This window comes from Stenotrophomonas lactitubi, from assembly GCF_002803515.1.
Classification (GTDB): Bacteria; Pseudomonadota; Gammaproteobacteria; order Xanthomonadales; family Xanthomonadaceae; genus Stenotrophomonas; species Stenotrophomonas lactitubi.
Window position 1 is genome coordinate 3,597,861 of the sequence record NZ_PHQX01000001.1, and the last position, 23,385, is coordinate 3,621,245.

At 64.8% G+C, this 23,385-nt stretch carries 31 protein-coding genes; 10 read left to right on the top strand and 21 right to left on the bottom strand.

The genetic code is table 11. The annotated features are described in order from the left end of the window. Positions 1-3: 3 nt before the first annotated feature. A complete protein-coding gene (locus tag CR156_RS16780) occupies positions 4-1,476 on the bottom strand; it encodes an MFS transporter (protein ID WP_100553645.1) in 1,473 nt (490 codons plus the stop codon). A gap of 198 nt (positions 1,477-1,674) precedes the next feature. Here CR156_RS16780 and CR156_RS16785 point away from each other — a divergent pair, with 198 nt between their 5' ends. After that, positions 1,675-2,235 (top strand): TetR/AcrR family transcriptional regulator, encoded by a 561-nt coding sequence (locus CR156_RS16785; RefSeq protein ID WP_243381846.1) that lies wholly within the window; start codon positions 1,675-1,677, stop codon positions 2,233-2,235. A 16-nt stretch (positions 2,236-2,251) separates the two neighbouring features. Here the strand turns inward: CR156_RS16785 and CR156_RS16790 are convergent, their stop codons facing one another. The 5 genes from CR156_RS16790 to CR156_RS16810 all read right to left on the bottom strand — a co-directional run bounded on the left by CR156_RS16790 (position 2,252) and on the right by CR156_RS16810 (position 5,934). After that, a complete protein-coding gene (locus CR156_RS16790) occupies positions 2,252-2,602 on the bottom strand; it encodes a VOC family protein (RefSeq protein WP_100553647.1) in 351 nt (116 codons plus the stop codon). Positions 2,603-2,700: 98 nt separating this feature from the next. Next, positions 2,701-2,901, bottom strand: coding sequence for a hypothetical protein (locus tag CR156_RS16795; RefSeq protein ID WP_089237099.1), 201 nt, complete (start codon positions 2,899-2,901; stop codon positions 2,701-2,703). A gap of 83 nt (positions 2,902-2,984) precedes the next feature. After that, positions 2,985-3,503: an SLOG cluster 4 domain-containing protein gene (locus tag CR156_RS16800; RefSeq protein ID WP_100462308.1), complete on the bottom strand. Its 519-nt coding sequence runs from the start codon at positions 3,501-3,503 to the stop codon at positions 2,985-2,987. Between the two features lie 89 nt (positions 3,504-3,592). Beyond that, complete coding sequence (cml, locus tag CR156_RS16805; RefSeq protein WP_100553648.1) at positions 3,593-4,810, bottom strand: CmlA/FloR family chloramphenicol efflux MFS transporter; 1,218 nt, start codon at positions 4,808-4,810, stop codon at positions 3,593-3,595. Positions 4,811-5,028: 218 nt separating this feature from the next. Beyond that, positions 5,029-5,934 carry a LysR substrate-binding domain-containing protein gene (locus CR156_RS16810; protein WP_100553649.1) on the bottom strand — a complete coding sequence of 302 codons (906 nt, stop codon included), beginning with the start codon at positions 5,932-5,934 and terminating at the stop codon, positions 5,029-5,031. Positions 5,935-6,010: 76 nt separating this feature from the next. Here CR156_RS16810 and CR156_RS16815 point away from each other — a divergent pair, with 76 nt between their 5' ends. Beyond that, complete coding sequence (locus CR156_RS16815) at positions 6,011-7,507, top strand: MFS transporter (protein WP_243381848.1); 1,497 nt, start codon at positions 6,011-6,013, stop codon at positions 7,505-7,507. 84 nt (positions 7,508-7,591) lie between these two features. Here the strand turns inward: CR156_RS16815 and CR156_RS16820 are convergent, their stop codons facing one another. The 5 genes from CR156_RS16820 to CR156_RS16840 all read right to left on the bottom strand — a co-directional run bounded on the left by CR156_RS16820 (position 7,592) and on the right by CR156_RS16840 (position 10,986). Then, complete coding sequence (locus tag CR156_RS16820) at positions 7,592-8,044, bottom strand: PA2169 family four-helix-bundle protein (RefSeq protein WP_089237109.1); 453 nt, start codon at positions 8,042-8,044, stop codon at positions 7,592-7,594. A gap of 207 nt (positions 8,045-8,251) precedes the next feature. After that, on the bottom strand, positions 8,252-8,749 hold the full coding sequence (locus CR156_RS16825; RefSeq protein ID WP_100553651.1) for an Ohr family peroxiredoxin: 498 nt from the start codon (positions 8,747-8,749) through the stop codon (positions 8,252-8,254). Between the two features lie 50 nt (positions 8,750-8,799). Further along, complete coding sequence (locus tag CR156_RS16830; RefSeq protein ID WP_100553652.1) at positions 8,800-9,567, bottom strand: SDR family oxidoreductase; 768 nt, start codon at positions 9,565-9,567, stop codon at positions 8,800-8,802. A 115-nt stretch (positions 9,568-9,682) separates the two neighbouring features. Next, entirely contained in the window at positions 9,683-10,711 is a 1,029-nt protein-coding gene (locus tag CR156_RS16835; protein WP_165781002.1) for a LysR family transcriptional regulator, read from the bottom strand. Further along, on the bottom strand, positions 10,708-10,986 hold the full coding sequence (locus CR156_RS16840) for a sigma factor-like helix-turn-helix DNA-binding protein (protein ID WP_100553653.1): 279 nt from the start codon (positions 10,984-10,986) through the stop codon (positions 10,708-10,710). The genes CR156_RS16835 and CR156_RS16840 overlap by 4 nt, the downstream gene beginning before the upstream one ends. 123 nt (positions 10,987-11,109) lie before the next feature. Between CR156_RS16840 and CR156_RS16845 the strand changes: the two genes are divergently transcribed. The 3 genes from CR156_RS16845 (at position 11,110) to CR156_RS16855 (ending at position 12,997) form a co-directional block, all read left to right on the top strand. After that, a complete protein-coding gene (locus tag CR156_RS16845) occupies positions 11,110-11,589 on the top strand; it encodes a carboxymuconolactone decarboxylase family protein (RefSeq protein WP_100553654.1) in 480 nt (159 codons plus the stop codon). A 35-nt stretch (positions 11,590-11,624) separates the two neighbouring features. Beyond that, positions 11,625-12,032, top strand: coding sequence for a cupin domain-containing protein (locus tag CR156_RS16850; protein ID WP_100553655.1), 408 nt, complete (start codon positions 11,625-11,627; stop codon positions 12,030-12,032). Positions 12,033-12,115: 83 nt separating this feature from the next. Next, positions 12,116-12,997: an RNA polymerase sigma-70 factor gene (locus tag CR156_RS16855; protein WP_100553656.1), complete on the top strand. Its 882-nt coding sequence runs from the start codon at positions 12,116-12,118 to the stop codon at positions 12,995-12,997. Between the two features lie 177 nt (positions 12,998-13,174). Here CR156_RS16855 and CR156_RS16860 read toward each other — a convergent pair whose 3' ends face one another. The 7 genes from CR156_RS16860 to CR156_RS16890 form a co-directional block, all read right to left on the bottom strand. Beyond that, on the bottom strand, positions 13,175-14,128 hold the full coding sequence (locus tag CR156_RS16860; RefSeq protein WP_100553657.1) for an alpha/beta fold hydrolase: 954 nt from the start codon (positions 14,126-14,128) through the stop codon (positions 13,175-13,177). A gap of 93 nt (positions 14,129-14,221) precedes the next feature. Next, the gene (locus tag CR156_RS16865) at positions 14,222-15,142 is read right to left on the bottom strand and encodes an MBL fold metallo-hydrolase (protein ID WP_100553658.1); all 921 of its coding nucleotides are present in this window, start codon (positions 15,140-15,142) and stop codon (positions 14,222-14,224) included. A 314-nt stretch (positions 15,143-15,456) separates the two neighbouring features. After that, positions 15,457-15,873, bottom strand: coding sequence for a hypothetical protein (locus CR156_RS16870; RefSeq protein WP_100553659.1), 417 nt, complete (start codon positions 15,871-15,873; stop codon positions 15,457-15,459). Positions 15,874-15,887: 14 nt separating this feature from the next. Beyond that, on the bottom strand, positions 15,888-16,952 hold the full coding sequence (locus CR156_RS16875; RefSeq protein ID WP_165781003.1) for an alpha/beta hydrolase: 1,065 nt from the start codon (positions 16,950-16,952) through the stop codon (positions 15,888-15,890). A gap of 76 nt (positions 16,953-17,028) precedes the next feature. Further along, positions 17,029-17,328, bottom strand: coding sequence for a hypothetical protein (locus CR156_RS16880; RefSeq protein WP_025879032.1), 300 nt, complete (start codon positions 17,326-17,328; stop codon positions 17,029-17,031). A 102-nt stretch (positions 17,329-17,430) separates the two neighbouring features. Then, on the bottom strand, positions 17,431-17,643 hold the full coding sequence (locus CR156_RS16885; RefSeq protein ID WP_223879982.1) for a hypothetical protein: 213 nt from the start codon (positions 17,641-17,643) through the stop codon (positions 17,431-17,433). A gap of 142 nt (positions 17,644-17,785) precedes the next feature. After that, positions 17,786-18,007 (bottom strand): hypothetical protein, encoded by a 222-nt coding sequence (locus CR156_RS16890; RefSeq protein ID WP_133120099.1) that lies wholly within the window; start codon positions 18,005-18,007, stop codon positions 17,786-17,788. Positions 18,008-18,177: 170 nt separating this feature from the next. Between CR156_RS16890 and CR156_RS16895 the strand changes: the two genes are divergently transcribed. After that, positions 18,178-18,480, top strand: coding sequence for a hypothetical protein (locus CR156_RS16895; protein WP_100553663.1), 303 nt, complete (start codon positions 18,178-18,180; stop codon positions 18,478-18,480). Positions 18,481-18,497: 17 nt separating this feature from the next. Here the strand turns inward: CR156_RS16895 and CR156_RS16900 are convergent, their stop codons facing one another. Then, the gene (locus tag CR156_RS16900; RefSeq protein WP_243381850.1) at positions 18,498-18,983 is read right to left on the bottom strand and encodes a hypothetical protein; all 486 of its coding nucleotides are present in this window, start codon (positions 18,981-18,983) and stop codon (positions 18,498-18,500) included. Positions 18,984-19,013: 30 nt separating this feature from the next. Between CR156_RS16900 and CR156_RS16905 the strand changes: the two genes are divergently transcribed. Both CR156_RS16905 and CR156_RS16910 read left to right on the top strand, forming a co-directional pair. Next, complete coding sequence (locus tag CR156_RS16905; RefSeq protein WP_100554215.1) at positions 19,014-19,655, top strand: glutathione S-transferase family protein; 642 nt, start codon at positions 19,014-19,016, stop codon at positions 19,653-19,655. 149 nt (positions 19,656-19,804) lie between these two features. Beyond that, the gene (locus tag CR156_RS16910) at positions 19,805-20,125 is read left to right on the top strand and encodes a hypothetical protein (protein WP_100553664.1); all 321 of its coding nucleotides are present in this window, start codon (positions 19,805-19,807) and stop codon (positions 20,123-20,125) included. Between the two features lie 37 nt (positions 20,126-20,162). Here the strand turns inward: CR156_RS16910 and CR156_RS16915 are convergent, their stop codons facing one another. After that, entirely contained in the window at positions 20,163-20,540 is a 378-nt protein-coding gene (locus CR156_RS16915; RefSeq protein ID WP_100553665.1) for a nuclear transport factor 2 family protein, read from the bottom strand. A 124-nt stretch (positions 20,541-20,664) separates the two neighbouring features. Between CR156_RS16915 and CR156_RS16920 the strand changes: the two genes are divergently transcribed. Together CR156_RS16920 and CR156_RS16925 are read left to right on the top strand one after the other, a co-directional pair. Continuing rightward, on the top strand, positions 20,665-21,579 hold the full coding sequence (locus CR156_RS16920) for a LysR family transcriptional regulator (RefSeq protein WP_100553666.1): 915 nt from the start codon (positions 20,665-20,667) through the stop codon (positions 21,577-21,579). Positions 21,580-21,750: 171 nt separating this feature from the next. Further along, positions 21,751-22,821: an acyltransferase family protein gene (locus tag CR156_RS16925; protein ID WP_100553667.1), complete on the top strand. Its 1,071-nt coding sequence runs from the start codon at positions 21,751-21,753 to the stop codon at positions 22,819-22,821. Between the two features lie 64 nt (positions 22,822-22,885). Here the strand turns inward: CR156_RS16925 and CR156_RS22995 are convergent, their stop codons facing one another. Next, positions 22,886-23,131, bottom strand: a complete 246-nt coding sequence (locus CR156_RS22995) for a hypothetical protein (RefSeq protein ID WP_165781004.1) — start codon at positions 23,129-23,131, stop codon at positions 22,886-22,888. Between the last annotated feature and the right edge of the window lie 254 nt (positions 23,132-23,385).

Sequence of the window (23,385 nt, forward strand, 5' to 3'; positions counted from 1 at the left end):
GGGTCACTGCGCCACATACCGGCGATGCAGGGCAAAGGCTGTCAGCACCGCCAGCGCACCGGCCAGGGCCATTGCCCAGCCGAACCCACTGGCCATCGCCGCGCGGTAATAGCCCAGCAGGTGCGGTGAACTGGACGCCACCGCAGGTTCGAAGATGAGCAGCCGCGCTTGCAGCGCCACCTGCGGTTGGCCAGCGGCATGGGCAGCTGCAGCGAGGTGCTGCACGGCGCGCTGGCTCATCACGCTGCCGAGCAGCGCGATGCCTACGCTCATTCCCGCCTGGCGCAGTGCATTCATCGTTGCCGAAGCGATACCCGCGCGCTCCTGCGGCACGTGGCCCATCACGGCCATGCCCGTCGCGGGCACCGCCAGCCCCATGCCGGCCCCCAGCAGCAACAGCAGGAGCGTTGCATGTGCGCGCGTGCTGCTGGCATCGAGGCCTGGCATCGCACACAGGGCAATGCCGGCCAGTGCGTAGCCGGTCACCAGCGCTGCCGGCAAGCCAATCCGCCCGACAATGCGGCCAAACAGCAGCGAGACTCCACCCATCATCAGGAACTGTGGCACCAGTTGCAGCCCCGCGTCGGCGGCGCTGCCGCCCTGCACCTGCTGGAAGAACAGCGACAGGAAGAACAGGCTGGCGTAAGCGCTGAAGCCCAGCACGAAGGACGCAACGTTGAGCAGGCGAAAGCGATGATCGGCCAACAGGTCCAGAGGCAACAGCGGGCGCGCGACCCGTCGTTCCACACAGCCGAAGGCCACCAGGCCGGTGAGGGCAAGGGCCAGCGCCAGTACGGTTCGAGGCGCCGCCACTCCATGCTCGCCGATGCCGATCAGTCCATAGCTCAGCGCCGCCAACGCCACGATGCTCAGCAGTTGTCCCGCCGGATCCAGCGCGGCATGCTGCGGGTGCCGTCGCTCGGGAATGCCCCAGGCGCCGAGCGCGATCGCCAGCAACCCCAGTGGCAGGTTGATCAGGAAGATGCTCGGCCATCCTGCACGCTCCACCAGCACACCGCCCAGCAGCGGCCCCAGCACCAGCGCCAAGGCACTGAAGGCCGACCAGCCGCCGATCACCTTTGCCCGCTGCCGGGGATCGGGAAAGGCATGGCTGAGGATCGGCATTGCGCTGGGAATCAGCAGTGCACCCGCTACTCCCTGGATCGCACGTCCCATCACCAGCACCTGCAGACTGCCGGCACAGGCACATACCAGCGAGCCGGCGATGAAGGTGGCGACACTGACCAGCCACACCCGCCGCTGGCCATGTCGATCGCCCAGCGGACCGGCCGACAGCATGAACGCCGACAGTGCGATCGCGTAGGCGTTGATGACCCATTGCAGCCCGGCGATGTCGGTCCGCAGTGCGGTCTGCAGTGTCGGCAGTGCGACGTTGACGATGCTGATGTCCAACGACGCCAGGAAGGTACCGAGATAGGCCGCCAGCACCAGGGCTGGGCGTCGAAAGCGTTGCATGCCGGAAAACCCAGAAGGAACATCGACGCATACATTAATCATTGACTGACCGTCGGTCAATGACTGGCGGTCAGTCAATGCTGTCCGCGCCTTAGAATGGCGCCCACCCTCTTCCAGTCCGGATTGCCGCCGATGATTCCTCCGCACGCGTCAGCCAAGTCCCGCACCAAACCCGCAGAGATCCGCCTGGAGGAGCTGATGGACGCTGCCGAGGCGCTGTTCCTGTCGCGCGGCGTGGAAGCGACCACCATCAGCGACATCGTGGCTGCAGCCGACGTCGCCAAGGGAACGTTCTATACGTACTTCGCGTCCAAGGGCGAAATCCTGCAGGCGCTGGCAAAGCGCTATACCGAACGCTTCCTGGCTGAAGTGGAACTGGCAGTCGAGCAGCATCCGGCCACCGCCGGCGAGGCCCGCCTGCGCGCCTGGATCGAGGCCAATATCCGTATCTATGCGCGCACGCATGCGCTGCATGACGTGGTCTACGCCAATCACCATCACCACGAACGCGGCAACGCCGACCGCAACGCCATCCAGCAGCAGTTGTCGGCAATCCTCGACAGCGGTATCGACGCTGGGCTGTGGTCGTTGCCCGCGCCACGGGTCACCGCCTCGCTGATCTACGCCGGCGTGCATGGCGCCACGGACGATCTGATCGCTGCACCCGAACAGTCACCCGAGGCGTTCATCGCTGCGGTGGTCGCCGATTGCCTGCGCATGGTCGGCGTGGCGGCGGTACCTGCGAAAAAGCGCCGCTGAGTCGGGTACGCGCTGGCTAGACGTGGGCGAGGATGTTCAACAGGCGACCGAACGGGTCGCGCACGTAGAAGCGACGCACGCCCCATGGTTCTTCGGCCGGGCCATATTCAAGAGCGATGTTGGCGTGTCGCAGGCGTTCGAGTACATCATCCAGGTCGTCCACCTCGATCGAAAGATCCGGCACCGGCGTACCCGATCCGCCTTCGCTCGCGACGCTGAGCTGTGCCAGTGCGGTGCCCTGCCCGCCGTAGGTGACGATCCAGCCGTGGTCCATCACGATGTCCATGCCAAGGATGTCGCCGTAGAACGCGGCTGCCTGCGCAGGATCGGCACTGGCGATGTTGGCGACGACGCGTTTTACAGCCATGTGGTGGCTCCAGGCGATCACGACCGCGGTCCACGTGCTGCGGCCGGGTGGAAAGGGGCCCATGGATCGGGCCCCCCAATGCGAACGGTATGCAGGCCTCAGATGGCGCCGCACCTGTCCATGACACAGCGATCGTATTCGAACTGGCACTCCATGGCATCAGCACCGCCGGCCACGCAGGCCTGGTAGGCCTTCCAGCACGGCAGGTCACACGGCTGCACCGGACCGGCCACCGCCACCGAGCCGGTACACGCAAGTGCAAACACTGCAGCAACGATCACTTTCCTGATGGCTCGCATCGATATCACTCCCTGATAGGCCTGGTGACTCCAGGCCGCATCACCCTACCCGCGTGTGCGGGAGAGAAAGTGAAAGCGCCGGTTCAGCCTGCCAGCAGCTGCAGATGGCGCAGCTGCGCGCGCAGCTCCGCGATGTCGTGCCACGGCAGTATCGGTGAGTTTCCGCGCTCATCGGGAGGGTTGCCGGGAAGACCATCCGACCAGCCACCAGCGCCCACCAGCGGCAGCAACGGGCGCTTGTGCAACCAGGCCAGACACACCTCGGAAATTGTGCCTGCGCGCCCGCCGATGACGATGCAGGCATCGCCGGCCAAGGCCATGATCAGGTTGCGGGCATCGCCCATGCCACAGGGCACCACCACCGTTGCCGGCCAGTCCGCAGCGGGCATGCTGCCTTCCGGAATCACACTCAGCACCGTGCCACCGGCTGCGACTGCATGCTCGGCTGCCACCCGCGTGGCCGGGCTGCCGCAGCCGCTGACCAGGGTGATTCCACTTTCTGCGAGGAACCTCCCCGCCTGTGCAGCGAGGTCGAACGCCGGTGAGCCGGGATCGGCACTACCAAGGATCGCGATCTGGGGCTTGCGGAAGGATGGTGTCATGGAGCGACCTGGGCAATGGCAAGGAAAGCAGGGAGGCAGAGTCGATCCACACAGCGCGCTCGATTGCCCGAGGCGGGACAGTATCACGCTCATCCATCCCTTTCTGATGCTGGCTGCTCACTCCACGACCGTCGCAGCATCACCAGACCAACCAGGCTCAGCGATGGCAGCAGCAACCCATATGCCACCAGCGGCCAGACCGTGTCGCCCGGCAGCAGCAGCGTCGCGAGCGTGCCAAGCGTGGCCACGATCAGGCTCTGCACGGCGTAGTACAGCGCCACCGCCGTGCCGGAAGCATCGGCAAAATCGCGCAAGGCACCGTTGGCCGCAACCGCAACGACCATCACGATACCGATAGCGACCAACCACATCGGCAGCACGACACTGGCAAATGACGGCGGCAGCATTGCCGCCATCGCCATGACCAGCACGCCGCCGATCATCACCATCAATCCACGCAGGAAGCTGCCACCAATGCCCCATCGCCCGATGAACCACGCAGCGAAGCGGGAGATGACGAACATCACCAGCGCAACCGTCGCGAAGGCCAGGCTGAAGCCCATCGGCGAATAGCCTGCGCGCCCCATCAGCACTCGCGGGGCGATCGAGAAGAACACGAAGAACGTGCCCATCGCCGCACTGAATCCCACTGCGTGGACCCAGAACCCGGCATTGCCGAGGATGCGCGCGAAGGCTGGCGATGCGTGGTCGTGCTGCGGTGGCCGCGTCTCCTGCCAGTCCCTGCATGCACGCACGCCTGCCAGCAGCCCCAGCACGCCCAGCGCGATGAAAATGGCTCGCCAACCCAGCGCGTAGGCGATCAATGCGCCGAGGATCGGGCCGAGTGCCGGCACGAATGCCAGCATCGAGGCGAACAGACCGTACAGCGTGACACCCTCGGCCGTATCGGCATACACGTCGCGCACCGTCGCGAAGGTGGCGACCAAGGCCGCCGACGCACCGATCGCCTGCACGCCGCGCCAGGCCAGGAACCCCGCACCACCACTACACGCGGCGAGCGCGAACGACGCCAGCGTGAACAGCAGCGCGCCCATCAGCAGCACAGGCCGTCGCCCTATCCGGTCCGACAGTGGGCCGAAGATCAGCTGACCCAGCCCGAGTACGAGCATGTACAGACTCAGCGTCAACTGGATGATGGCAGGCGATGTGCCGAGTGCATCCGGCATGGCCGATACAACAGGCAGGTAGATATCCATGGCCAGCGAGGCCAGGAGGTCGAAGGGAGCCATCAACGCGATGGCGGCCGGCAGGGAATGGGCCCAGCGAGGGGCTTTTCGATCAGACATGGGGAAACATCCGCTCAGGAGGGAATCCGGCGGTGATCAACCCAGTGCGTGGAAATCGCAGGTAAAGACCACCGCAACAACGTGCGTATCGTTGTTGCGGCTCAGCGGACTGTCTGCGGACCGTTCCCGTTGTTCATCTGATGATCCGGTGGAAGATCGAATGCGGCCAGTGTAGCAAGGCAATTACGGGGTAACCGGCAACGGCGTCCGGCGCGGCGTCAGGGCAAGGGCAGCATGTCGATGCGCCGGGAGGGCGTGCACCGCACCTGCTCGATGAGCCGACGCACCACCGGCGACGTTTCCTGTTCACGGTACAGCGCAGCGATGGTCGAGGCGATGACCGGCCCCGCGATCGGCAGATAGACCACGCCCGGCAGCAGCAGCGTCCGCTGCAGCACCGACGGCACGATCGCCAGCGCGCCATCGCCCACCGCAACCTGCGCGAGTACGGCGGCAAGATGACCGGGACGGGAGCGGATGTCCGGCACGAATCCGCCACGGCGGGCGACTTCCAGCGTGCCTGCGGGCTGCTCCGGCATGATGAACGCCTCCTTCGCCAGCAGCTCCGGCTGCACCGGCAACGCCGCGCGGGCCAGCGGGTGCGATGCCGGCAACGCTACGCAGAACTGGTCTTCGATCAGGATGTGCGAACCGAGCGCATCGGGAATTTCCATAGGAAGCCTGCAGAACACCACATCGATGCGACCGTCCAGCAGCAGGTCCGACAGGTCGGCCATCGGCCATTCGCTGACCTGCAGAACCACATCGGGCGAGGCGCTGCGGAACCGCTGCAACTGCTCCTGCAGCGCGCCCGCATGGACCGCCGAACCCACGTAACCGATCTCGATCCTGCCGATCTCGCCACGACCGGCGCGGCGGCCCACGGCCTCTGCCTGCTCGAACTGGCGCAGCACGTTGCGCGCTTCGGCCAGGAAGATCGCGCCGGCCGAGGTCAGCGTGACCTCGCGTCGGCTGCGATCGAACAAGGGCGTACCCAGGCGACGCTCGATCTCCTGGATCTGCACGCTCAGCGTCGGCGTAGCGATGCCCAGGCGCAGCGCGGCGCGTCCGAAATGCAGCTCCTCGGCCAGTGCGACGTAGTACTGCAGATGTCGACGGTCCATGCGCGTCCGATCGTTAGCTTGGGCCTAACGTACTTCAAGAACACGGGCAATGAAACAAACGATCGAAGCTGCTTGAATGAGCGTTGTTCTCCCACCCGAGTCCCTGGTGCCCCTCTCTCCTCCCCGCCGCAGGCCCAACTGGATCCTGATCATCGCCTCGCTCGGTTGCACGATGACAGTGCTGGAAACCAACGCCGTGGCCGTAGCGCTACCGACCATCGCGCGGGATCTGCAGGCTGATTTCGCCGACATCGAATGGGTGATCAGCTGCTACATCCTGTCCTTCACCTCGCTGCTGCTGCCTGCCGGTGCCATTGCCGATCGCCATGGTCGCCGGCGCGTGCTGTTGATCGGCATCGCACTGTTCGCCATCTCATCGCTCACCTGTGCGCTGGCACCGACGGCCAGCGCCCTGTATCTGGCCCGCGCGTTCCAGGGCGTGGGTGCAGCCTTCCTGCTGGCGCCGTCACTGTCGGTGATCGGCCACGAGTTCCATGAGGGCAAGCAACGCGACGATGCCTGGGCCTTCTGGGGCACGGCAATGGGCATGATGATGGTGCTCTCGCCGTTGATCGGCGGACTGTTGTCCTCGCTGTGGGGATGGCGATCGGTGTTCATCGCGATCCTGCCCTTCCTCGCCTTCCTGGCCTACGGTGCGGTCCGCTGGGTACCCGACTCCGCCGACACGGTGGTACGCCCACTCGATCCACCCGGCATCATCACCTTCAGCCTGGCGATCTTCGGCATCGTGTTCTTCCTCGTGGAAGGGCTCGCGCAGGGATGGACATCGGTGGTGGCGCTGGCCGGCCTGGGCCTGGGCATCGCGATGGGTACGTTGTTTGCCTGCATCGAACTCAAGCGTCGGCATCCGATGGTCGACCTGCGGCTGCTTGCAAGCCCGCGTTTCGTCGGTGCACTCATCGCCATGATCGGCTACGCGGTCAGCGCGCAGGTGATGGCCTCGATGCTGCCGCAGTACCTGCAGAATGGCGTCGGCCTGAGTGCGCTGGCCACGGGCGCAGGCATGCTGCCGTTCGCCGCGGCAATGCTGTTGTTCCCAAGCGTTGGCAGGCGCCTCGGCCGACGGTTCTCGAGTGAGATGGTGCTGGCCATCGGCCTGTCGGTCACTGCCGCTGGCAACGCGCTGGCCGGTATCGGCGCGTGGCACCACATGCCGGCGCTGGCCCTGCTGGCGATGATCATCATCGGGGCGGGCGGTGGCATCCTCAACGGCGAAACCTCCAAGGCCATCATCGGCTCGGCACCTCGTGACCGCGCAGGCATGGCCTCGGGCATCAGCGCCACGACGCGCTTCGTCGGCATCCTGCTCGGCTTCACGGTGCTCTCCAGCGCCTTGACCGTCGGCATCCGCGCCGGACTGTCAGCCCGTGTTCCCGCAGACGACGTCATGCGCCTGGCCGACAGCATCGCCACGGGTGCGCTGACCAAGGGAGCCCCGGTCGATCTCGCACGGGCGATGTACAGCCAAGGCTTTGCCGCGTCCCTGTGGACCGCCGCGGCTGCGGCGACGCTGGCCAGCCTGGCCGTTGCCCTGCTCAGGAAACGCGCCTGAGCGCAGATGACAGGTGCAGAAACGGCCAGGGCAGCACGAAGCTGCCCTGGCCGTGGCGATGTGGGGGGCGATCGCCAGATGCGATCAGGCGGCCTTCATCGCATGTTTGCGAGCGCGCATCACCGAATGACATTCCTGCACTTCCGGCAGCCACTGGGTCACTTCCTGGCGCACTGCCGGCGGCAGGTCGTTGTCCTTCAGCACGTCGTTGAACGCGCCCAGGAGGCGATCCTCGGACTCTTCAAGTTCAGCCACGTAGCCGTAATTGGTGTCACCGAAGGCAGCGCGCACCTTGCCGTAGAACTGCTGCATGGAACCGACCATGGTGCCGTGCTCGGCCGGCTTGCCACCGGTGGCGGCCACCGAGCTGCTCAGGGAGGACACGATGCGGCCCTTCACCCCGGCGATGCGGACGAACAATGCCGACAGCTCGGCGTCCTTCACCTTGGTTGCGGCTTCCTCGTAGAAGGACTTGCCATCACGTGCGATCTCGATCAGGTCGTTGAGGCGATGCTCGATGGTGGACTGGGTGCTCATGTGTAGTCTCCTCGTTGGGGAAAGGACAACAGTGGTATCCGTTGCCTGCCGAACCAGATTGGCCGAACGCGCGTGGTTCGCGGGTGAGTACCGATTGATGCGGTAATCATGCTGCCGAACCGCACCCCACCGGCTCACGCGGGCGACGCGGCGTCTTCACTGGATCTGAATCCCAAGAGCGGTCACACGATCTTGCAGACAGGACGTCTAGTCCACCGCAACCCTCACCACATGGCTGATGCCACGATGGAACATCTTCGCGTAGGGACACACCCGCTCGGTGTTGCGCACCAGTTCGGCTGCACGTATCGGGTCCATGCCAGGCAGGAACACCACGATCTCGGCCGACAGCAGGTACAGACCGTCCACGGGATCGCGTGCGAACGTCACCGCTACTTCGATGCTGGGGTCGATCAGTTCCAGCCCCGCACGTGCAGCCACGAGCACCATCGCACCGTGGAAGCAGCCGGCGTAGCCCGCCGCCAGAAGCTGCTCGGGATTGGTACCGCCGCCGGGCCCACCCAGCTCAGCGGGCAATCGCAGATCCACCGACAGTGCGCCATCATCCGACCGCACCACGCCTGACGCGCGGCCGTGGCGGGCTGCGCCACCGCTGACCCGTACCCGTCCGGTATACAGCGGGCGCGCCGCATCACCATGGTACTTGTCGAGCACGCTGGTCGAAGGAGGCTTCAGCTCTGTCATTGCAGGCTCCTGCAGCGGAAGACACGCATGAAGCGCGCATCCACCGCGGATCAGGCCGGCTGGCCCTGCGCCAGCCCGGACTGCTGCAACCAACGCTCGAAGCCGATGGTGCCGAGCCATGCCTGTCCCACCGGCACCAGGGTGTCCTGCTGCAGCTGCGCACCGAAGTAGCGCGCCTTGGCATCGCCGATCACCTCGCGCGCATCACCGGTTGCCTGCAGGAAGCGATGGGCCAGCGCCGCCATCGATTCGCGCTCCGGCCCGGCGATCTCCACCATGCCATTGACCGGCGCCTGCTGCGCGATGCGCGCAACGGCATCGGCCACATCCTCGGCGGCGATCGGCTGCACTGCGGCGGTCGGCAGATGCAGGGTCCGGCCGTCACCGGCTGACTGGATGATGCCCGGCAGGAACTCGAAGAACTGCGTCGAGTGGATGATCGTGTACGCCAGGCCCGAATCACGGATCAGGCGTTCCTGGGCGATCTTGCCGCGGAAATAGCCGCTGGCGGCCAGCTTGTCGGTACCCACCACCGACAACGCAACATGGTGGCGCACGCCGGCCTGCACTGCGGCCGCCAGGATGTTGTGGCCGGCAGTCACGAAGAACGACAACACCGCGGCATCTTCGAACGAGGGCGAGTTGGCAAGGTCGACCACGACCTCGGTGCCTTCCATCGCAGCAGCCAGGCCCTCGCCGCTCAGCACATCGATGCCGGTGGAAGGTGCAGCGACGACGATCTGATGGCCGGCCGCATGCAGGCGATCAACCACCTTGCTGCCGATACGGCCGGTGCCACCGATGACGACAATCTTCATGACAGGTCTCCTGGAACGTGGACGGTGCGGATGTGGCTGCATGCTAGGAACGCGTTGGCCTGCGCAGTAGATCCGCAGCGGGCCACGCACTGTTGCCACATCGGCACCAATACGCTCATGCCCATGCCGCCGCATCGCGCTGTACCGCCGCCTGCTGCCGCACCTCCCAGTGCGAGAACACATCCAGATCCAGCGCACGTATGCGTTGGGTGCTGAAGTCGATGAATGCGCGGATCCGCTTGGGCAGCTGGCGTCGGCTGAGATAGCACAGGTAGTGGCCACGATCGTGGGGCGCGTAGCGGTCCAGGCAGGTCAATACAGCACCTGTGCGCAGCGCATCGCTTACCTGGTAGCTGGGCAGCTGGGCGATCCCCAGCCCGTCGATCACTGCCTGCAGGACAAGATCGGCATCATTGAACACCACCTCCGCCGGCGGTTGCAGATTCACGTCCTGGCCGTCCACGCGGAAATCCCAGCGTTGCAGGCGCCCGGCGGGCAGGCGTCGGCCGATGCACGCGTGGGCTGACACCGCCTCGACCTCCTCCGGCAGGCCGTGCGCCTGTGCATAGGCAGGCGACGCACAGACCACCAGCTGCATGGGCACCAGCTGTTTGGCGATGACCTGGCTGTCTTCCAGCACTCCATCGCGGAAGGCCACATCGATGCGGTCTGCAACCAGGTCCGGCACCTGCTCGTCCAGCAGCAGCTCCACCGAGACCTGCGGATGCTCTGCGCGGAAAGCAGACAGCAGCGGCGCGATCACCCGGCGTCCGAAGCCATGTGTCGCACTGACCCGCAGATACCCGCGCGGCGGCCCCTCGCGCAGATCGCGCATTTCGTCCAGCGCCTGCAGGATGCTCGCAACGCCCGGGCTGCAGCCTTCCAAAAACAGCTCGCCTTCGCGGGTCAATGTTGTCGAGCGCGTGGTACGCAGGAACAGGCGCACGCCCAGCTGCCCCTCCAGCTTCTGCACGCTGCGGCTGACCGCCGAACGACCGATGCCAAGGCGATCACCGGCGCGCGCGAAGCTGCCTTCAGCGGCTACCGCGATGAACGCCAGTACGCCGGCATAACTGGCGGAAAAGGACGCATTGAGGGAATCACGGCCGTCACTGGCCGTACAGGACTGCGGCATGACATTCATGGTGTTCCAGGCTCCAGGGAGTCGCGTCGGGCGAGCAGGTGGGCGCGTGCATGGTCCAAGCGCTGGCGGCATGTCGTCAGGTCCAGCCCCAGCAGCGGCACGATGTCTTCGACGCCCGCACCCAGCACGTCATGCAGCAACAGCACGGCCCGCATGTCCGGTGGCAGTTCGTGCAATGCGGCAAGGAAGGCCTGCCAGACCCGCTCGCTGGCGGGGCAGGCTGCTGCACGGTTCGGGGCAGATGGGGTGTCCATGCCCGGCAGACGGGTGAGCATCCGCCCCTGTGACAGTCCATTGGTGATTTCTGCACAACACCGCGCAGCCCTGCCCCCGCCTATCGGGCCTCCGGCAGCGGACGTAGCCTCGCTGCGTCCCTCAATTCCCTCCGGAACATCGCCATGAACCAACGCTTGGACTACGCCGCGCAGTCGCCCGAACTTTTCAGGAAGCTCGGTACCTTCTCCCATGCCGTGCACAACAGTTCGATCGAAGCGGCCATCATCGATCTGGTCAACATCCGCGCCTCGCAGCTCAACGGCTGCGGGTTCTGCCTGGACATGCACGTGAAGGAAGCAACGATCCGTGGCGAACGCCCACTGCGCCTGCACCATGTCGCGGCGTGGCGCGAATCGAACCTGTTCAGCGCGCGCGAACGTGCCTGCCTGGCGTGGACTGACGTGCTCACCCACCTGCCTGCGCAGGGCGTTCCCGACGACATGTACGAGCGCGTGCGCAGCCAGCTGTCCGAACAGGAAATCGTCGATCTGACCTACGCGGTGATGGCAATCAACGCCTGGAACCGCGCCAACGTAGCCTTCCGTACGAAGCCCGGCTCGCTGGACCAGACCTTTGGCCTGGACAGGGCCGGTCTGGCCTGAGCTTCGACTGCACACTTTCCTGCTGGAGACCTGCCATGCGTTCACTCCGTTCCCTCGCCCTGCTGGCCCTGATGCCGCTGACCAGCAATGCCGCCACACCCTCGCCGAGCGCCCCCGAGCCCATCGTGCGCGAGGTCATGACCCGTCCATTGCCGGAACAGCCGGGCAAGGAAGCACTGATCCTGACGGTGCAGTACCCACCCGGCGGCGCCGATCCCGTGCACCGGCACGATGCCCACGGCTTCGTCTATGTGCTGCAAGGCCGCATCGTGATGGGCGTGGCCGGCGGACGCGAGGTTACCCTCGGCCCCGGCGAAGCCTTCCATGAAGGTCCCGCCGATCTGCACACCGTGGGCCGCAATGCCAGCCAGACCGAACCTGCCACGTTCGTCGTGTTCCTGATCAAGGACATCGGCAAGCCGGCGGTGCTGCCGTCACACTGACCGCCTCCGGTCCGGCGCAGTACCAGCCACCTTCACAGGTCCGCCGATGTCACAATCGGCGGACCTGTCCCGTCTCTGCTGGCATGGACGACCCCACTGCACTGTTCACCCGCCTACGCCCGCGCCTGTTCGGCGTGGCCTACCGCATGCTCGGCTCCTCGCATGAGGCCGAGGATGTGGTGCAGGACGTGTGGCTGCGCTGGCATGGCGCCAACCAGCAGGACATCGAGAACGCCGAAGCCTGGCTGGTGGCTACCACCACCCGCCGCGCCATCGATGGCCTGCGCCTGGCCCGGCGCACCCGCGAGCACTATGTCGGCATGTGGCTGCCCGAGCCGTTGCTCACTGAAGACACCGGCACACCCGAGTACATGCTGGAAACGGCCAGCGACCTGTCGGTGGCCTTCCTCAATGTGCTGGAGCGGCTGGCGCCGGATGCACGTGCCGCGTTCCTGCTGCACGATGTGTTCGACCAGGATTACGACGTGGTGGCACGCACGCTGGACAAGACCGAAGCCGCCTGCCGGCAGATCGTGCACCGCGCACGCCTGCAGCTGCGGCAGGACCGCCCGCGTTACAACGTGCCGCAGGACGTGCACCAGAAACTGATGCGGCGTTTCGCCGAGGCCATCGCCAATGGCGACTTCAGGACGATGAAAGCCCTGATGGCCGAATCGGCAGTGCTGATCGGCGATGGCGGCGGCATCGTCACCAGCTTCCCGAAACCAATGGTCGGCGGCGCACGCATCGCGCAGCTGCTGTATGCCCCGCACCTGCGTCGCAAGGACCAACTGCGGATGGTCCCGAGCGTGATCAATGGACGACTCGGGCTGCTGCGTTACTTCGATGGCGTGCTGGAATCGGCAATGGCCTTCGATACCAACGGCGAGCAGATCGTGCAGATTCTGGTGCAGCGCAACCCGAACAAGCTGCAGAGCCTGAAACAGCCAGCCTCGATCCAGTAGATCCACGCCATGCATGGATGCGGTTGGCTTCACGCAAAGCACAGCCACGCATGGCGTGGCTCTACTGGCGGGCTCTCTGCCCTGCATGGATGCGGTTGGCTTCACGCACAGCACAGCCACGCATGACGTGGCCGTACCGCCCTTCTCGCGCCGCCTGCCTGAGGGCTGCGCCTGCTGTTACTTCTGCTGCAGGAACGCCAGCAGGTCCTGGTTGACCTTGTCCTTGTGGGTCTCGGTCAGGCCATGCGGCGCACCCGGGTAGACGATCAGCCTGGCACCTTTGATCAGCTTGGCCGACATCCGACCAGCCACGTCGATCGGCACGATCTGATCGTCGTCTCCGTGGATGACCAGGGTCGGCACATCGAACTTTTCCAGGTCACCGCGGAAGTCGGTCGCCGAGAACGCCGCGATCGAGTCGTAGGTGTTCTTCTGGCCACCAAGCATGCCCTGCGCCCACCACGCATCGACCATCGCCTGGTTGACCTTTGCACCCGGCCGGTTGAATCCATAGAACGGACCAGATGGAATGTCCCTGTACAGCTGCGAACGGTTCTCCCGCTGTGCCTTGCGGATACCGTCGAACACTTCGATCGGAACGCCACCGGGGTTGTCTGCGGTCTTCAGCATGAACGGCGGCACCGAACTGATCAGCACGGCCTTCTTCACCCGGCCTGTGCCATGGCGGCCGATGTAACGCGCCACTTCGCCACCGCCGGTGGAGAAACCCACCAGCGTGACGTCCTTCAGATCCAGCGTGTTGATCACCGTGGCCAGATCATCGGCATAGTGATCCATGTCATTGCCGTCCCACGGCTGGCTGGAACGACCGTGGCCGCGGCGGTCGTGGGCGACCACGCGGTAACCGTGGTCGGCCAGGAACATCATCTGCGATTCCCAGCTGTCCGAATCCAGCGGCCAGCCGTGGCTGAAGGTCACCACCGGCCCGTTCTTCGGCCCCCAGTCCTTGTAGTACAGCTGCACGCCATCGGCGGTGGTGATGATGCTGGCGGTGCGCGTGACGCCGCTGGTTGCGGACGGGTAAGCCGGCTCTGCAGCCTGGGCGGACAGGCCCACCTGCATCGACAGGGCCAGGGCAGTTGCGGTGAGCGTGCGGGAAACGGTGTTCATGGTGGACCTCCTGCGGATATGGATGGGTTTCGACAGGGGCTACTGTGCGCCCCTGACCGGGACCATTAGTGACATTAAGTCCAGAAAACTTGATCAAAAATCCCAGAACACCGGCACCCAGCGGAACGCCTGACCCTCGCGCGACACGCGACCCACCGACGGGAACGGCAGGTGCGTGGCCACCAGCATCTCGCCGGTACCGGCCAGCGCGTCGAGCAGTTCGATGCGCACGCGCGCCGCTTCTTCCGGGTCGTGCTCGAAGCCGTTGTGCCAGTTCGGTTGATCGAAACCGACCGCGAACACCGCATCACCCGCAAAGGTCAGCGCTTGGCCACCCGACGCAACGCGTACCACGCAGTGGCCCGGCGTGTGGCCACCAGTGCGGCGCGCGACTACACCCGGTGCGATCTCCTGCTCATCCTCGAAGGTATGCACGAAGCTGCCGTACTCGGCCCAGAAATGCGTGGCGGTCGCCCGCAGCGCGTCCGGGAACCCGTGCGGCATGTTGGTGCGGGTGAAGTCGGGCGATTTCCAGAACGCCACTTCCGATGCCGCGACGTGGATCTTCAGGTCCGGCCGCAGCTGCGCTTTCACACCGTCCACCAGCAGGCCGCCGATGTGATCCATGTGCATGTGGGTGATCACCACATCGGTGATCTCGCCCAGGTCGATGCCGGCGGCGCCGAGGCGACGGATCAACTGGCCAGCGCGCGGCAGCTGCAGGTCCGGGTCCATGCCCAGGCCGGCATCGATCAGGATGGTGCGCTCACCGCTGTGCACCACCATCACGTTCAACGCCCAGTCGAAAGCATCCTGTGGCAGGTACATCTCGTCGAACCATTCGGCACGCTCGGATGCCTGCACGTTATGGCCGAGCATCTGCGTCGGCAACGGCAGCACGCCGTCGCTGACCACGAGCACGTCGATGTCACCGACTTTCAGTGCATAGCGCGAGGGAACAAGCTCGTCGAGTGCGGGTGCGGCGTGGGTAGTGGTGTTTTCCAGGCTGAACATGAGGCGGTCTCCACGAAGGTTGGCTGGCAGGCAAACAGGCAGGCAGGGCTGGCTGGCATTTCCGGGCCAAGCCTTCGCGCGGCGCAGGGCAAGGCACTGCCGGGGCAGCAATGCCCCGCAGCACAGCACCGCGTGGTTCGATTGAAGGCGACGTCCACGAACTGTCGTGGGCCCGGAGCACGGCAAGGGCCGTGTGGGATCAGCGTAGGCAACGCAGGGAGTGCGCAGTAGACCCCCAGGCGGGCTCGCGATGTTGCCTTCCGGGAAGCAGTGGGCACGTTGCCCGCTTCGGCAGGCGGCGGCCGCTCACTCAGTCAGGGCGCAAGCAGCGCCACGATGGCCTTTGGCAGAAACAATGCTGCGGCAACAGCCACCGACAGGATCAGCACAACCTTGACTGTCAGCGGGCGACGACGCGGGTTGCTGAAGTGCAGGCGTAGATCGCGCAACTCCGCTTCCAGAGCGCGACGTTCACTCGCCCCGCGCTGCTGTGGGGCGGACAACTGCCGCTCCACCTCGCGCAGGCGCTTCATCAGCTCCCGCGCAGGTGTTGTCCGCAGTATCTGCTGGTCAATTGCCTGCAAGCGCAGCGACAGCGGCATCAGCGCCTCCGCGAACTGCTCCGCAGGCAGCTGCCTGGCAGCAAGTCGGGCCGCTTCGAGATTGATCTCGGCTTGCAGCGCAGCACGCTGGGCATGCAGCCGTTCAAGCCGGTTTCCACGCAGACCCATTGTTGCTCCTTGACTCAGCCGTCCTTGCCCATCATCCAACGAATTGCCTGCGGAAACGAGGTCTTCCAGTCGTCCGGATAGAAATGGCCACCGCCATGCGTACGCGAACGTAGTTCGTTGCCATCGCTGAACAGCGCGCGGAAGTCCGCACTCATCTTCTGGTTGGCCGGCCCTTCCTGTTCGCCGTTGATGACGAACACCCGCTTGCCGCGTGCACTGCTCTGCGTAGGCACCGCCTGGCGCCAACCGCCCGGCGACACCAGCAATGCACCGGAGTAGTCATCCGGGTGCTGCGCCAGCAGCGCACCCGCATGCTGTGAACCCTGCGAGAAACCCATCAGATAAACCTGCTTGCGGTCGATGCACTGGCGTGCGGCCAGTTCATCCAGCCCCTTCTGCACCACCTTGTGCGTGCCTTCATAGGGGCCGGTCCAACTGAAGCTGTCGAACGACTCGCGCATCTCCGTACCGTTGATGCCCAGCAGCACCACACCAGCGTCCGCCAGCGGCTGCTTGCTGCTGTCCAGGCGGCCGTTGATGCCGTAGCCGTGCAGCCACACCAGTACCGGCGCACAGGCCGTCATCGCAACACTCTTGGAAGGTTGCAGTACCGAGATGGCGCCCACCTTGCCTGCAGATACCTGCGCATAGCGCGCCTGCGTGTTGCCCAGCACCCGCTTGAAGAATGACGTTGCGCGCAGGTGCTCGAAGTCATCGTTGTCGGCCAGCGCGGGCGCGAACCACATGCCACGCTCGTCGGCTTCACGAAGATAGCGCTCGGCAAGCGCATCGTCACCGCGGCGAGCGAACAATGCCGCTGCACGGTACGGCGCCAATGCCAACGTTGCGTCTTCGCGGCTTGCCGCCAGATAGAGCGCCAGTGACTGCAGCAGCGTGGCGTCGTCCTCTTCAGCCTTTTCCATCAATTCCTGCGCATCATCGGCATTGATCAAGGCATTCAGCACAGGGCTGATCGACTTGAACGCGATGGTCGACGCGCTGTCCTGTTCGTTGGCAAGTGCGGTTGGTGCACACGCAGCGAGCGCCATGAAAACAGCGAGAGCAGACAGCTTTGGCATGGACATCTTCCGTGATTGCGGCGACGCGCGGGGCGCGCAGTCTAGCAACCTCGGGGCCGATCAGATCAACGTGCGCTCAACCGTAGGCAGGATGGCTGCCGGTAAGCACGCCCATCGAGAACGCGTAGCCCGCTTCTTCCAGCAACAGCCGCATGCGCAGCTCAGCGCGGCGCGGAACGCAGAGCCCGCTGGGTGCGTACAACGCATAGACGAAGCCGGCACCCTCCACATGCTCGCGCCGGACCGAACAGTTGTTGGTCTCTGCGGCATCGGACCACACGGCCCGCAGCTTCTCCGGGCCGATGGACTGGCCGTTGCGCAGGCGGAATGTCAGCCAGCGCACGCCCAGCGGCGGATGATAGGTCAGGTTAGCCATTGCGCACCTTCAATACGGCAGCGGAGCTGGTTCAGGACGCAAGGTCGCTGAAAAGACATGACGCTCGCTTCCATTGGGATTCGAGCATACGCCTGCGCAATGTCACTCCAGACTGCGACCCGCCAGTGCGGTCTCCTCGATCCGTTTCGCGCAGACGAAGACAAACGCCTCGTCCTGCTGCACCTTCAGGAACGAATCCAGCCAGCGCGCAGCGGCGCCGCGGTTGCCGATCACACCGCCCAGTTCCTCAGTGAGGCAACGGGCACACTCCATGCCACCCGGACTGGGTGCCTGGCAGGCGCGGCATCGCGCCATCGTCGTCGTCCTTGCCGGTCGGCACTGGTACATGATCTTCGTCATCAGGCTTACCGCGCGGGCATGGGATGGCATCAGCGCTCTTCCAGAACGTTGGACAGAGGAAAGCCGCGCAACGCGCGGCCTTTTCTTTGCTTACTGCTCAGCGACGGGCGTCGCGGCCCGGCTCGCTCTTCTGTTCCTGTCCGGACTTCTGCGGGCCACCTGGCTGGTCGTCCTGCTGCTGTTCCTGCTGGCCCGTTTTGCCATCCTGCTTCTGCTCGCCACCCAGTTCGTTGCCATCGGTCTGCCCCTGCTGGGCGGCCTGCCGGGTATCGGTCGAGGCGTTGTTGCGGTCGGTCTGGCCTTGCGTGTTGTTGTTCATGTCTTGCTCCACCGCAGCCATCTGCTGCAACGCCACTGTGTGCTTCGGCCGGTTACGCAGCTGCATCGGATCGTGCGAATAATGAACAGCCGCCATGAACGGACCGGCAGCACCAACACAGGGTGCTGACACGCGGAGGTATACGTTGGCGTTCCAACAGGAGAAGTCTCATGGAACGCACCACCAACAAGGACTTCGTTGACGTCGAACGCGAGCTGCAGCACTGGCAGGCCGCATTCCAGACGGGCGATCTGCCCGCCATCAACTTCCGCCACGAGGTTGCACCGGTCATCCGCCTGGCGTGCGATATCTACGTCCGCAACCCACACGGCACGCGCACGGCGTGGCTCACCGACCTGCAGTCACGGCTCGCACTGCGCACCAGCCTGCGTGGCCACCCGGGGTCGGCGGAAATGGCGATGGGCTGCTGGGCCCGCCTGTCCGGGCCGGCGCTGCTTCCGCAAGCGGGCTGACAGACTCTGCGGGCAGATCACTCCTGTCCGGCAAGCAGGTTGCCTTCCTGCATCAGTTGATCGTTCAGGTTGTTCACCAGCGCAATGACAGCATCGGCCAGGGCACGCGCATCGGCGATGGAGCCATGGAAGGCGATGCGGGTGCCCTCCACCTTCACTTCCGCCAATGAAAGCTGCGACGCCAGCGTGGCGCTTTGCTGCAGGAAGCGATCAGTCCACTGCTCATCGGGCGCCTGGTCCAGCAGCGCAGTGATCGCTTCATCGGCAGCCGAATCCACCTGCTGGTGAAGCCGAGGCACGTCGAACCCAACGATCCGCGGCAGTCTGGACGTGCTCACGTACTTCCCCAAGGGTGTGCAGAAGACCAGTATCGCGTCACCACGCACCCCGTGCGAACCGCCCGACGTGAACCGTTCATCCTGGCGGCCTTGGCTTGCCTGCTCGGAAAGTACCTGTGTCGATTTCAGGGTTCCTTGCACGTCAATGAAAGGAAGGCCGGCCAAGCAGGTGGGCTATCGCCGATGGACAACCCGATGACCCCGATCCTGACCGCATTCAAGCATTCCCCGGACCGTGGGCAGGGTCTGGCCCGCGACATGCGCGTGCGCTGGGCGCTGGAGGAGCTGGGCGTGGCGTACGACGTCCATCTGCTCTCCTTCGAGGAGATGAAGCAGCCGGCACACCTGGCGCGGCATCCCTTCGGGCAGATTCCCACCTACGAGGATGACGAGCTTGTGCTGTTTGAGTCAGGCGCGATTGTCCTGCACCTGGCCGAACAGCATACCGGGTTGCTGCCCGCCGATGCGAGCGCACGCATGCGTGCGATCACCTGGATGTTCGCCGCACTGAACACCGTGGAGCCGCCGATCGTCGAACGCTCGATGGCGTGGGTGCTGGAACGCGAGCAGCCCTGGTATGCGCAGCGGCTGGTGATGCTCGACGAACGCGTGCGCAGGCGGCTGGGCGAGTTGTCCGCGCGACTGGGTGATGCGCAGTGGCTGGACGGAGACTTCAGCGCCGGCGACCTGTTGATGGTGTCGGTACTGCTGCGGCTGCAGAGCAGCGGCATCGTCGATGAGTATCCCGTGTTGGCCGCCTACATCGTCCGCGCGACGGAGCGGCCGGCGTACCAGCGCGCGTTCGCCGCGCAGCTGGCCGTGTTCCAGAACCAGTAGCTCCACGCCATGCGTGGAGAACGCCATCTGCACACTGCAACCATTCCCCAGCGAATGGTGAACACCCAGTAAAACGTGCATCCCGCGGCATATCCATCGTCATGCACCATCGCCTACGCTCCGGTTTCGCCACTGCCCGGAACCGGATCATGCCCCTGATTGCCGTCGCACTTGCCTCCGCACTCTCCGCCCTGCCCGACATTGCCTGGGAACGCGAGCGATCCGAAGATGCGCACCAGCTCACGCTGTGCCAGATCCACCGCGATCAACTGATGGATCGTGCAGAGAACATGGACACGCACCAGCAGGCCAAAGCGGTCTGCGATCTGCTGGCACGCGAATACAGGCAGAAGTGGGACTTCGACGCGCACGATGCGCTCGCAGCACAGGCGGTGGATATCGACGAGCTGGTGCGGCGCGGAGATGCGGTCGAAGTGCCCCCGGGCAAAGCGGATTACGTTTTTGATTGATGCCGACGGCACCACCAGCACCAACACCGGCCAATGCTTATTCCCTGAAGAGGCCTGCAAAGGTCTGGATCACGATCTTGCCATCGCGGACGATGAGCGTATCGGTCGCCATGATTGCGTTCTTCGCGCGCCAGCGGATGTAGGCGGTCTCACCATGGACTGCCAGCTCATCGATGGTGATGTTGCGCGTGCCGTCCGGGAAGTAGTCGCGGTAGACCTGCACGAAGGTCTCGTGGATTTCTGCATGCCCTTTGATCACAGACCCCGTCCCATTGATGATGATGGCGTCCGTCGCGTAGTCCGCCAGGGTCCGGTCCACATCGCCCAGACGGAAGGCCTCCAGATGCCGGTCCAGCACCATGCGGGTTTGTGACGACTGCTCGGTGAGATTCTGCGGAAGCGTTTGCGTGGTCATGGCATATCCAGAATGGGGAGAGGCGCCGCCTGTCTGGCGGCACGGCTAGGATCGGGGCGCCTGCCGTTTCCCGGTAGTCATCAATCGGTTGAATCACTTGTGATGATTGATTGAGAATGCCCCCATGGAGACCTTGTCCAACCTTGAGTGTTTTGCCCGCGCGGCGGCCACGGGAAGCTTCTCCTCGGCCGCAAAGCAGCTGGGGCTGACACCTTCAGCGGTCAGCCGCAATGTCGCGATGCTTGAGCGGAATCTTGCGGTCCGGCTCTTTCACCGGACCACCCGCAAGCTGACACTGACCGAAGCCGGGGAGCGCTTGGCGGACTCGATCCGGTCCAACCTCGAGGGCCTGCAGGATGCGATTGCCGAAGCCTCGGACCAGCAGCAGGAGCCCTCGGGTGTCCTCAAGGTCAGCATGGCGAGCGTGTTCGGCATGGATTACGTCCTGCCCCTCCTGCCTGGCTTCCTCGCGGCGTACCCGAAGATCAGGATCGACTGGCAGCTGGACAACCGGCATGTCGACCTGGTTGCTGAAGGTTACGACGCGGCGATAGGGCGAGGCTCTGAGCTCACTCCGGGCACCATCTCCAGGACGCTCGCCCGCGTGCGCATCGTGGCAGTCGCATCGCCCGCCTACATGAAGGCACGGCGCCCTCCAGCGTCGCCACAGGACCTCGCCGGACTCGACCTGATCGACATGCGCTCGACGCGCACGGGGCGACTCGTGCAATGGATGCTGCGGGACGAACACGGCAACGAAGCCGTGTCCCCTGTTGGTGAGCGGATCATCTTCGACGACCCCGGCGGCCTGTGCAAAGCAGCCGCGCTCGGCCTTGGCGCCGCCTTCGTGGCGACCTCGCATGCCCTGCCCTACCTGCAGCGCGGCGAGCTGATTCAACTGCTGCCGAACTGGTCAGCCGACGGCGGACCGATCTCCATCTACTACGCCAATCGCCGCTACCTGCCGCCGAAGACGCGGGTCTTTATCGACTACGTTGCCGGCGCATTCCGGGATCAGGATCTGGCGGGGAGATTCTGAGGGATTTCGCCTGGGAGTATTCTTGAATCTGCCGCGGTCGCTGAAGTGCACAGGCGCGGGCGCGGCGGGGCGCTTCAAGCACGGCTCGGCGCCGCTCGTCCCTGTCCTGGCGATCCAGTGCAGTGCGGCGCGGTCAGGTGGTAGCATGCGGCCCCACATGGAGCGCGAAGAATGGGCACGCAGCAACGAATGGACTCGCTACAGTGCCTGCGCGGCGTGGCAGCGCTTGCCGTAGTTCTGTTCCATCTCCGCGGTGTCGAAATCAAATACCTGCAAGGCCCGGCGATGCTCGACGCGGTGGCAAGGTATGCCGATGCCGGGGTCGATCTGTTCTTCGTGGTGTCTGGCTTCGTGATGACCACCATCGCCGCCGGTCGTTATACGAAGGCGGGCGCGAGTGCGCAGTTCCTGGTCAAGCGTGCCTGGCGTGTGCTGCCGATGTACTGGATCTTCACCACCCTCGTCGTGGCGCTGATGGCAGTGGTTCCCTCAATGGTGAACAGTTCGTATGCCGGCCAGAGCGTGCTGGCCTCCTATCTGCTGATTCCTCACGCCCAGTTGCCCGTACTGACGGTGGGCTGGACGCTGGTGCATGAGGCCTACTTCTATCTGGTGTTCGCCGGTGTCATCGCGTTTGTACCGGAGCGCTTCGTGCCGGCCTTTCTGTTGCTCTGGGCAGCAGCCATCGGCGTTGCGCCATGGTTGCCGCCAGGTCCGACTACGCCGGCCCACGTTCTTGTCACCAACCCGCTGACCTATGAATTCATCGCCGGTGCCCTGCTCGGGCTTTACTGGCGTCATATCCCGGCACGGCTGGGATTGCCGTTGGTCGTCGCTGGCGTCGCAGTCGCCGTGTCTGCAGCGGTGGCGCTACCTGAGGCAGGACCAGCGACAATGGCCGTCGGCACTCGGGTCGCATGCTTTGGCAGTGCTGCTGTGCTTCTGCTGGCTGGCGCTGTTGTCTGGGAAGCCAGGGGCGGGTTGCAGGCGCCGCGCTGGCTGACTCTGCTGGGCGATTCGTCCTATTCGCTGTACTTGACCCACATCTTTGTCATATCAGCCATGGGGCGCGCCTGGGCAATGCTCTCGCCGGCGCCTGGCTGGGCCGGGCACTTGATGTTCGTGGTGGTAAGCGCGTTCGCTTGCTGCGTCGCAGGCTACATCGTGCACGCTCTGCTTGAGCGTCCTCTGCTTGCGCTACCCAAGCGCTGGGGCGCGGCGCGGAGACAGCAGGCAAGCTAGCCGCCTGGGCGATCAGGCCAAAGATGAGCCGCCCGCAGGCGGCTTGTCGGAGGCGCGGAGTTCGTTACAGGCTGGGCAGTCCAGATCGGGCTACGTCGAAGTAGTCACCGGTCATCTCGATGTCGGCATGTCCAGCGCTTGGCAACGCTTCAGTCGCATGGCGATGAGCGAGAGAGTAATCGCCGAGGATGAGCGGTTCTCGATGCACGGTCGAAAGCACCGGGAAATTACCGACACCGAGGGCAACCGTGGCGACAAGCAGGATGCGGCCGGGCACAAATCGCCAACCACTACGGGTCGCTACGATCACGACGTGCCAGTCGTGAAACCACCGCGCGAGCGCCGATTCTTCCCGGCAATTTTCCCTGCGGCACAAAAAAGGCACCTGGGCAGAAGCCTAAGTGCCTTTTTTGGTGGGCCCACCAGGATTCGAACCTGGAACCAAGGGATTATGAGGCCTCTATAAGGCTTCCACGCGCTTCCATAGGCGTCCCGACTTTAAGCTAAGTCGTTGATTTTCTCAGGCTGTGCGACCACCTGCGCCCATCATCGTCCACCTCTTTC

What these genes read in the sequence shown, in the direction of transcription:
- CR156_RS16780 (WP_100553645.1), bottom strand. Translation starts at nt 1,476, where the DNA reads ATGCAACGCTTTCGACGCCCAGCCCTGGTGCTGGCGGCCTATCTCGGT.
- CR156_RS16785 (WP_243381846.1), top strand. Translation starts at nt 1,675, where the DNA reads ATGGACGCTGCCGAGGCGCTGTTCCTGTCGCGCGGCGTGGAAGCGACC.
- CR156_RS16790 (WP_100553647.1), bottom strand. Translation starts at nt 2,602, where the DNA reads ATGGCTGTAAAACGCGTCGTCGCCAACATCGCCAGTGCCGATCCTGCG.
- CR156_RS16795 (WP_089237099.1), bottom strand. Translation starts at nt 2,901, where the DNA reads ATGCGAGCCATCAGGAAAGTGATCGTTGCTGCAGTGTTTGCACTTGCG.
- CR156_RS16800 (WP_100462308.1), bottom strand. Translation starts at nt 3,503, where the DNA reads ATGACACCATCCTTCCGCAAGCCCCAGATCGCGATCCTTGGTAGTGCC.
- cml (WP_100553648.1), bottom strand. Translation starts at nt 4,810, where the DNA reads ATGTCTGATCGAAAAGCCCCTCGCTGGGCCCATTCCCTGCCGGCCGCC.
- CR156_RS16810 (WP_100553649.1), bottom strand. Translation starts at nt 5,934, where the DNA reads ATGGACCGTCGACATCTGCAGTACTACGTCGCACTGGCCGAGGAGCTG.
- CR156_RS16815 (WP_243381848.1), top strand. Translation starts at nt 6,011, where the DNA reads ATGAGCGTTGTTCTCCCACCCGAGTCCCTGGTGCCCCTCTCTCCTCCC.
- CR156_RS16820 (WP_089237109.1), bottom strand. Translation starts at nt 8,044, where the DNA reads ATGAGCACCCAGTCCACCATCGAGCATCGCCTCAACGACCTGATCGAG.
- CR156_RS16825 (WP_100553651.1), bottom strand. Translation starts at nt 8,749, where the DNA reads ATGACAGAGCTGAAGCCTCCTTCGACCAGCGTGCTCGACAAGTACCAT.
- CR156_RS16830 (WP_100553652.1), bottom strand. Translation starts at nt 9,567, where the DNA reads ATGAAGATTGTCGTCATCGGTGGCACCGGCCGTATCGGCAGCAAGGTG.
- CR156_RS16835 (WP_165781002.1), bottom strand. Translation starts at nt 10,711, where the DNA reads ATGAATGTCATGCCGCAGTCCTGTACGGCCAGTGACGGCCGTGATTCC.
- CR156_RS16840 (WP_100553653.1), bottom strand. Translation starts at nt 10,986, where the DNA reads ATGCTCACCCGTCTGCCGGGCATGGACACCCCATCTGCCCCGAACCGT.
- CR156_RS16845 (WP_100553654.1), top strand. Translation starts at nt 11,110, where the DNA reads ATGAACCAACGCTTGGACTACGCCGCGCAGTCGCCCGAACTTTTCAGG.
- CR156_RS16850 (WP_100553655.1), top strand. Translation starts at nt 11,625, where the DNA reads ATGCGTTCACTCCGTTCCCTCGCCCTGCTGGCCCTGATGCCGCTGACC.
- CR156_RS16855 (WP_100553656.1), top strand. Translation starts at nt 12,116, where the DNA reads ATGGACGACCCCACTGCACTGTTCACCCGCCTACGCCCGCGCCTGTTC.
- CR156_RS16860 (WP_100553657.1), bottom strand. Translation starts at nt 14,128, where the DNA reads ATGAACACCGTTTCCCGCACGCTCACCGCAACTGCCCTGGCCCTGTCG.
- CR156_RS16865 (WP_100553658.1), bottom strand. Translation starts at nt 15,142, where the DNA reads ATGTTCAGCCTGGAAAACACCACTACCCACGCCGCACCCGCACTCGAC.
- CR156_RS16870 (WP_100553659.1), bottom strand. Translation starts at nt 15,873, where the DNA reads ATGGGTCTGCGTGGAAACCGGCTTGAACGGCTGCATGCCCAGCGTGCT.
- CR156_RS16875 (WP_165781003.1), bottom strand. Translation starts at nt 16,952, where the DNA reads ATGCCAAAGCTGTCTGCTCTCGCTGTTTTCATGGCGCTCGCTGCGTGT.
- CR156_RS16880 (WP_025879032.1), bottom strand. Translation starts at nt 17,328, where the DNA reads ATGGCTAACCTGACCTATCATCCGCCGCTGGGCGTGCGCTGGCTGACA.
- CR156_RS16885 (WP_223879982.1), bottom strand. Translation starts at nt 17,643, where the DNA reads ATGGCGCGATGCCGCGCCTGCCAGGCACCCAGTCCGGGTGGCATGGAG.
- CR156_RS16890 (WP_133120099.1), bottom strand. Translation starts at nt 18,007, where the DNA reads ATGAACAACAACACGCAAGGCCAGACCGACCGCAACAACGCCTCGACC.
- CR156_RS16895 (WP_100553663.1), top strand. Translation starts at nt 18,178, where the DNA reads ATGGAACGCACCACCAACAAGGACTTCGTTGACGTCGAACGCGAGCTG.
- CR156_RS16905 (WP_100554215.1), top strand. Translation starts at nt 19,014, where the DNA reads ATGACCCCGATCCTGACCGCATTCAAGCATTCCCCGGACCGTGGGCAG.
- CR156_RS16910 (WP_100553664.1), top strand. Translation starts at nt 19,805, where the DNA reads ATGCCCCTGATTGCCGTCGCACTTGCCTCCGCACTCTCCGCCCTGCCC.
- CR156_RS16915 (WP_100553665.1), bottom strand. Translation starts at nt 20,540, where the DNA reads ATGACCACGCAAACGCTTCCGCAGAATCTCACCGAGCAGTCGTCACAA.
- CR156_RS16920 (WP_100553666.1), top strand. Translation starts at nt 20,665, where the DNA reads ATGGAGACCTTGTCCAACCTTGAGTGTTTTGCCCGCGCGGCGGCCACG.
- CR156_RS16925 (WP_100553667.1), top strand. Translation starts at nt 21,751, where the DNA reads ATGGGCACGCAGCAACGAATGGACTCGCTACAGTGCCTGCGCGGCGTG.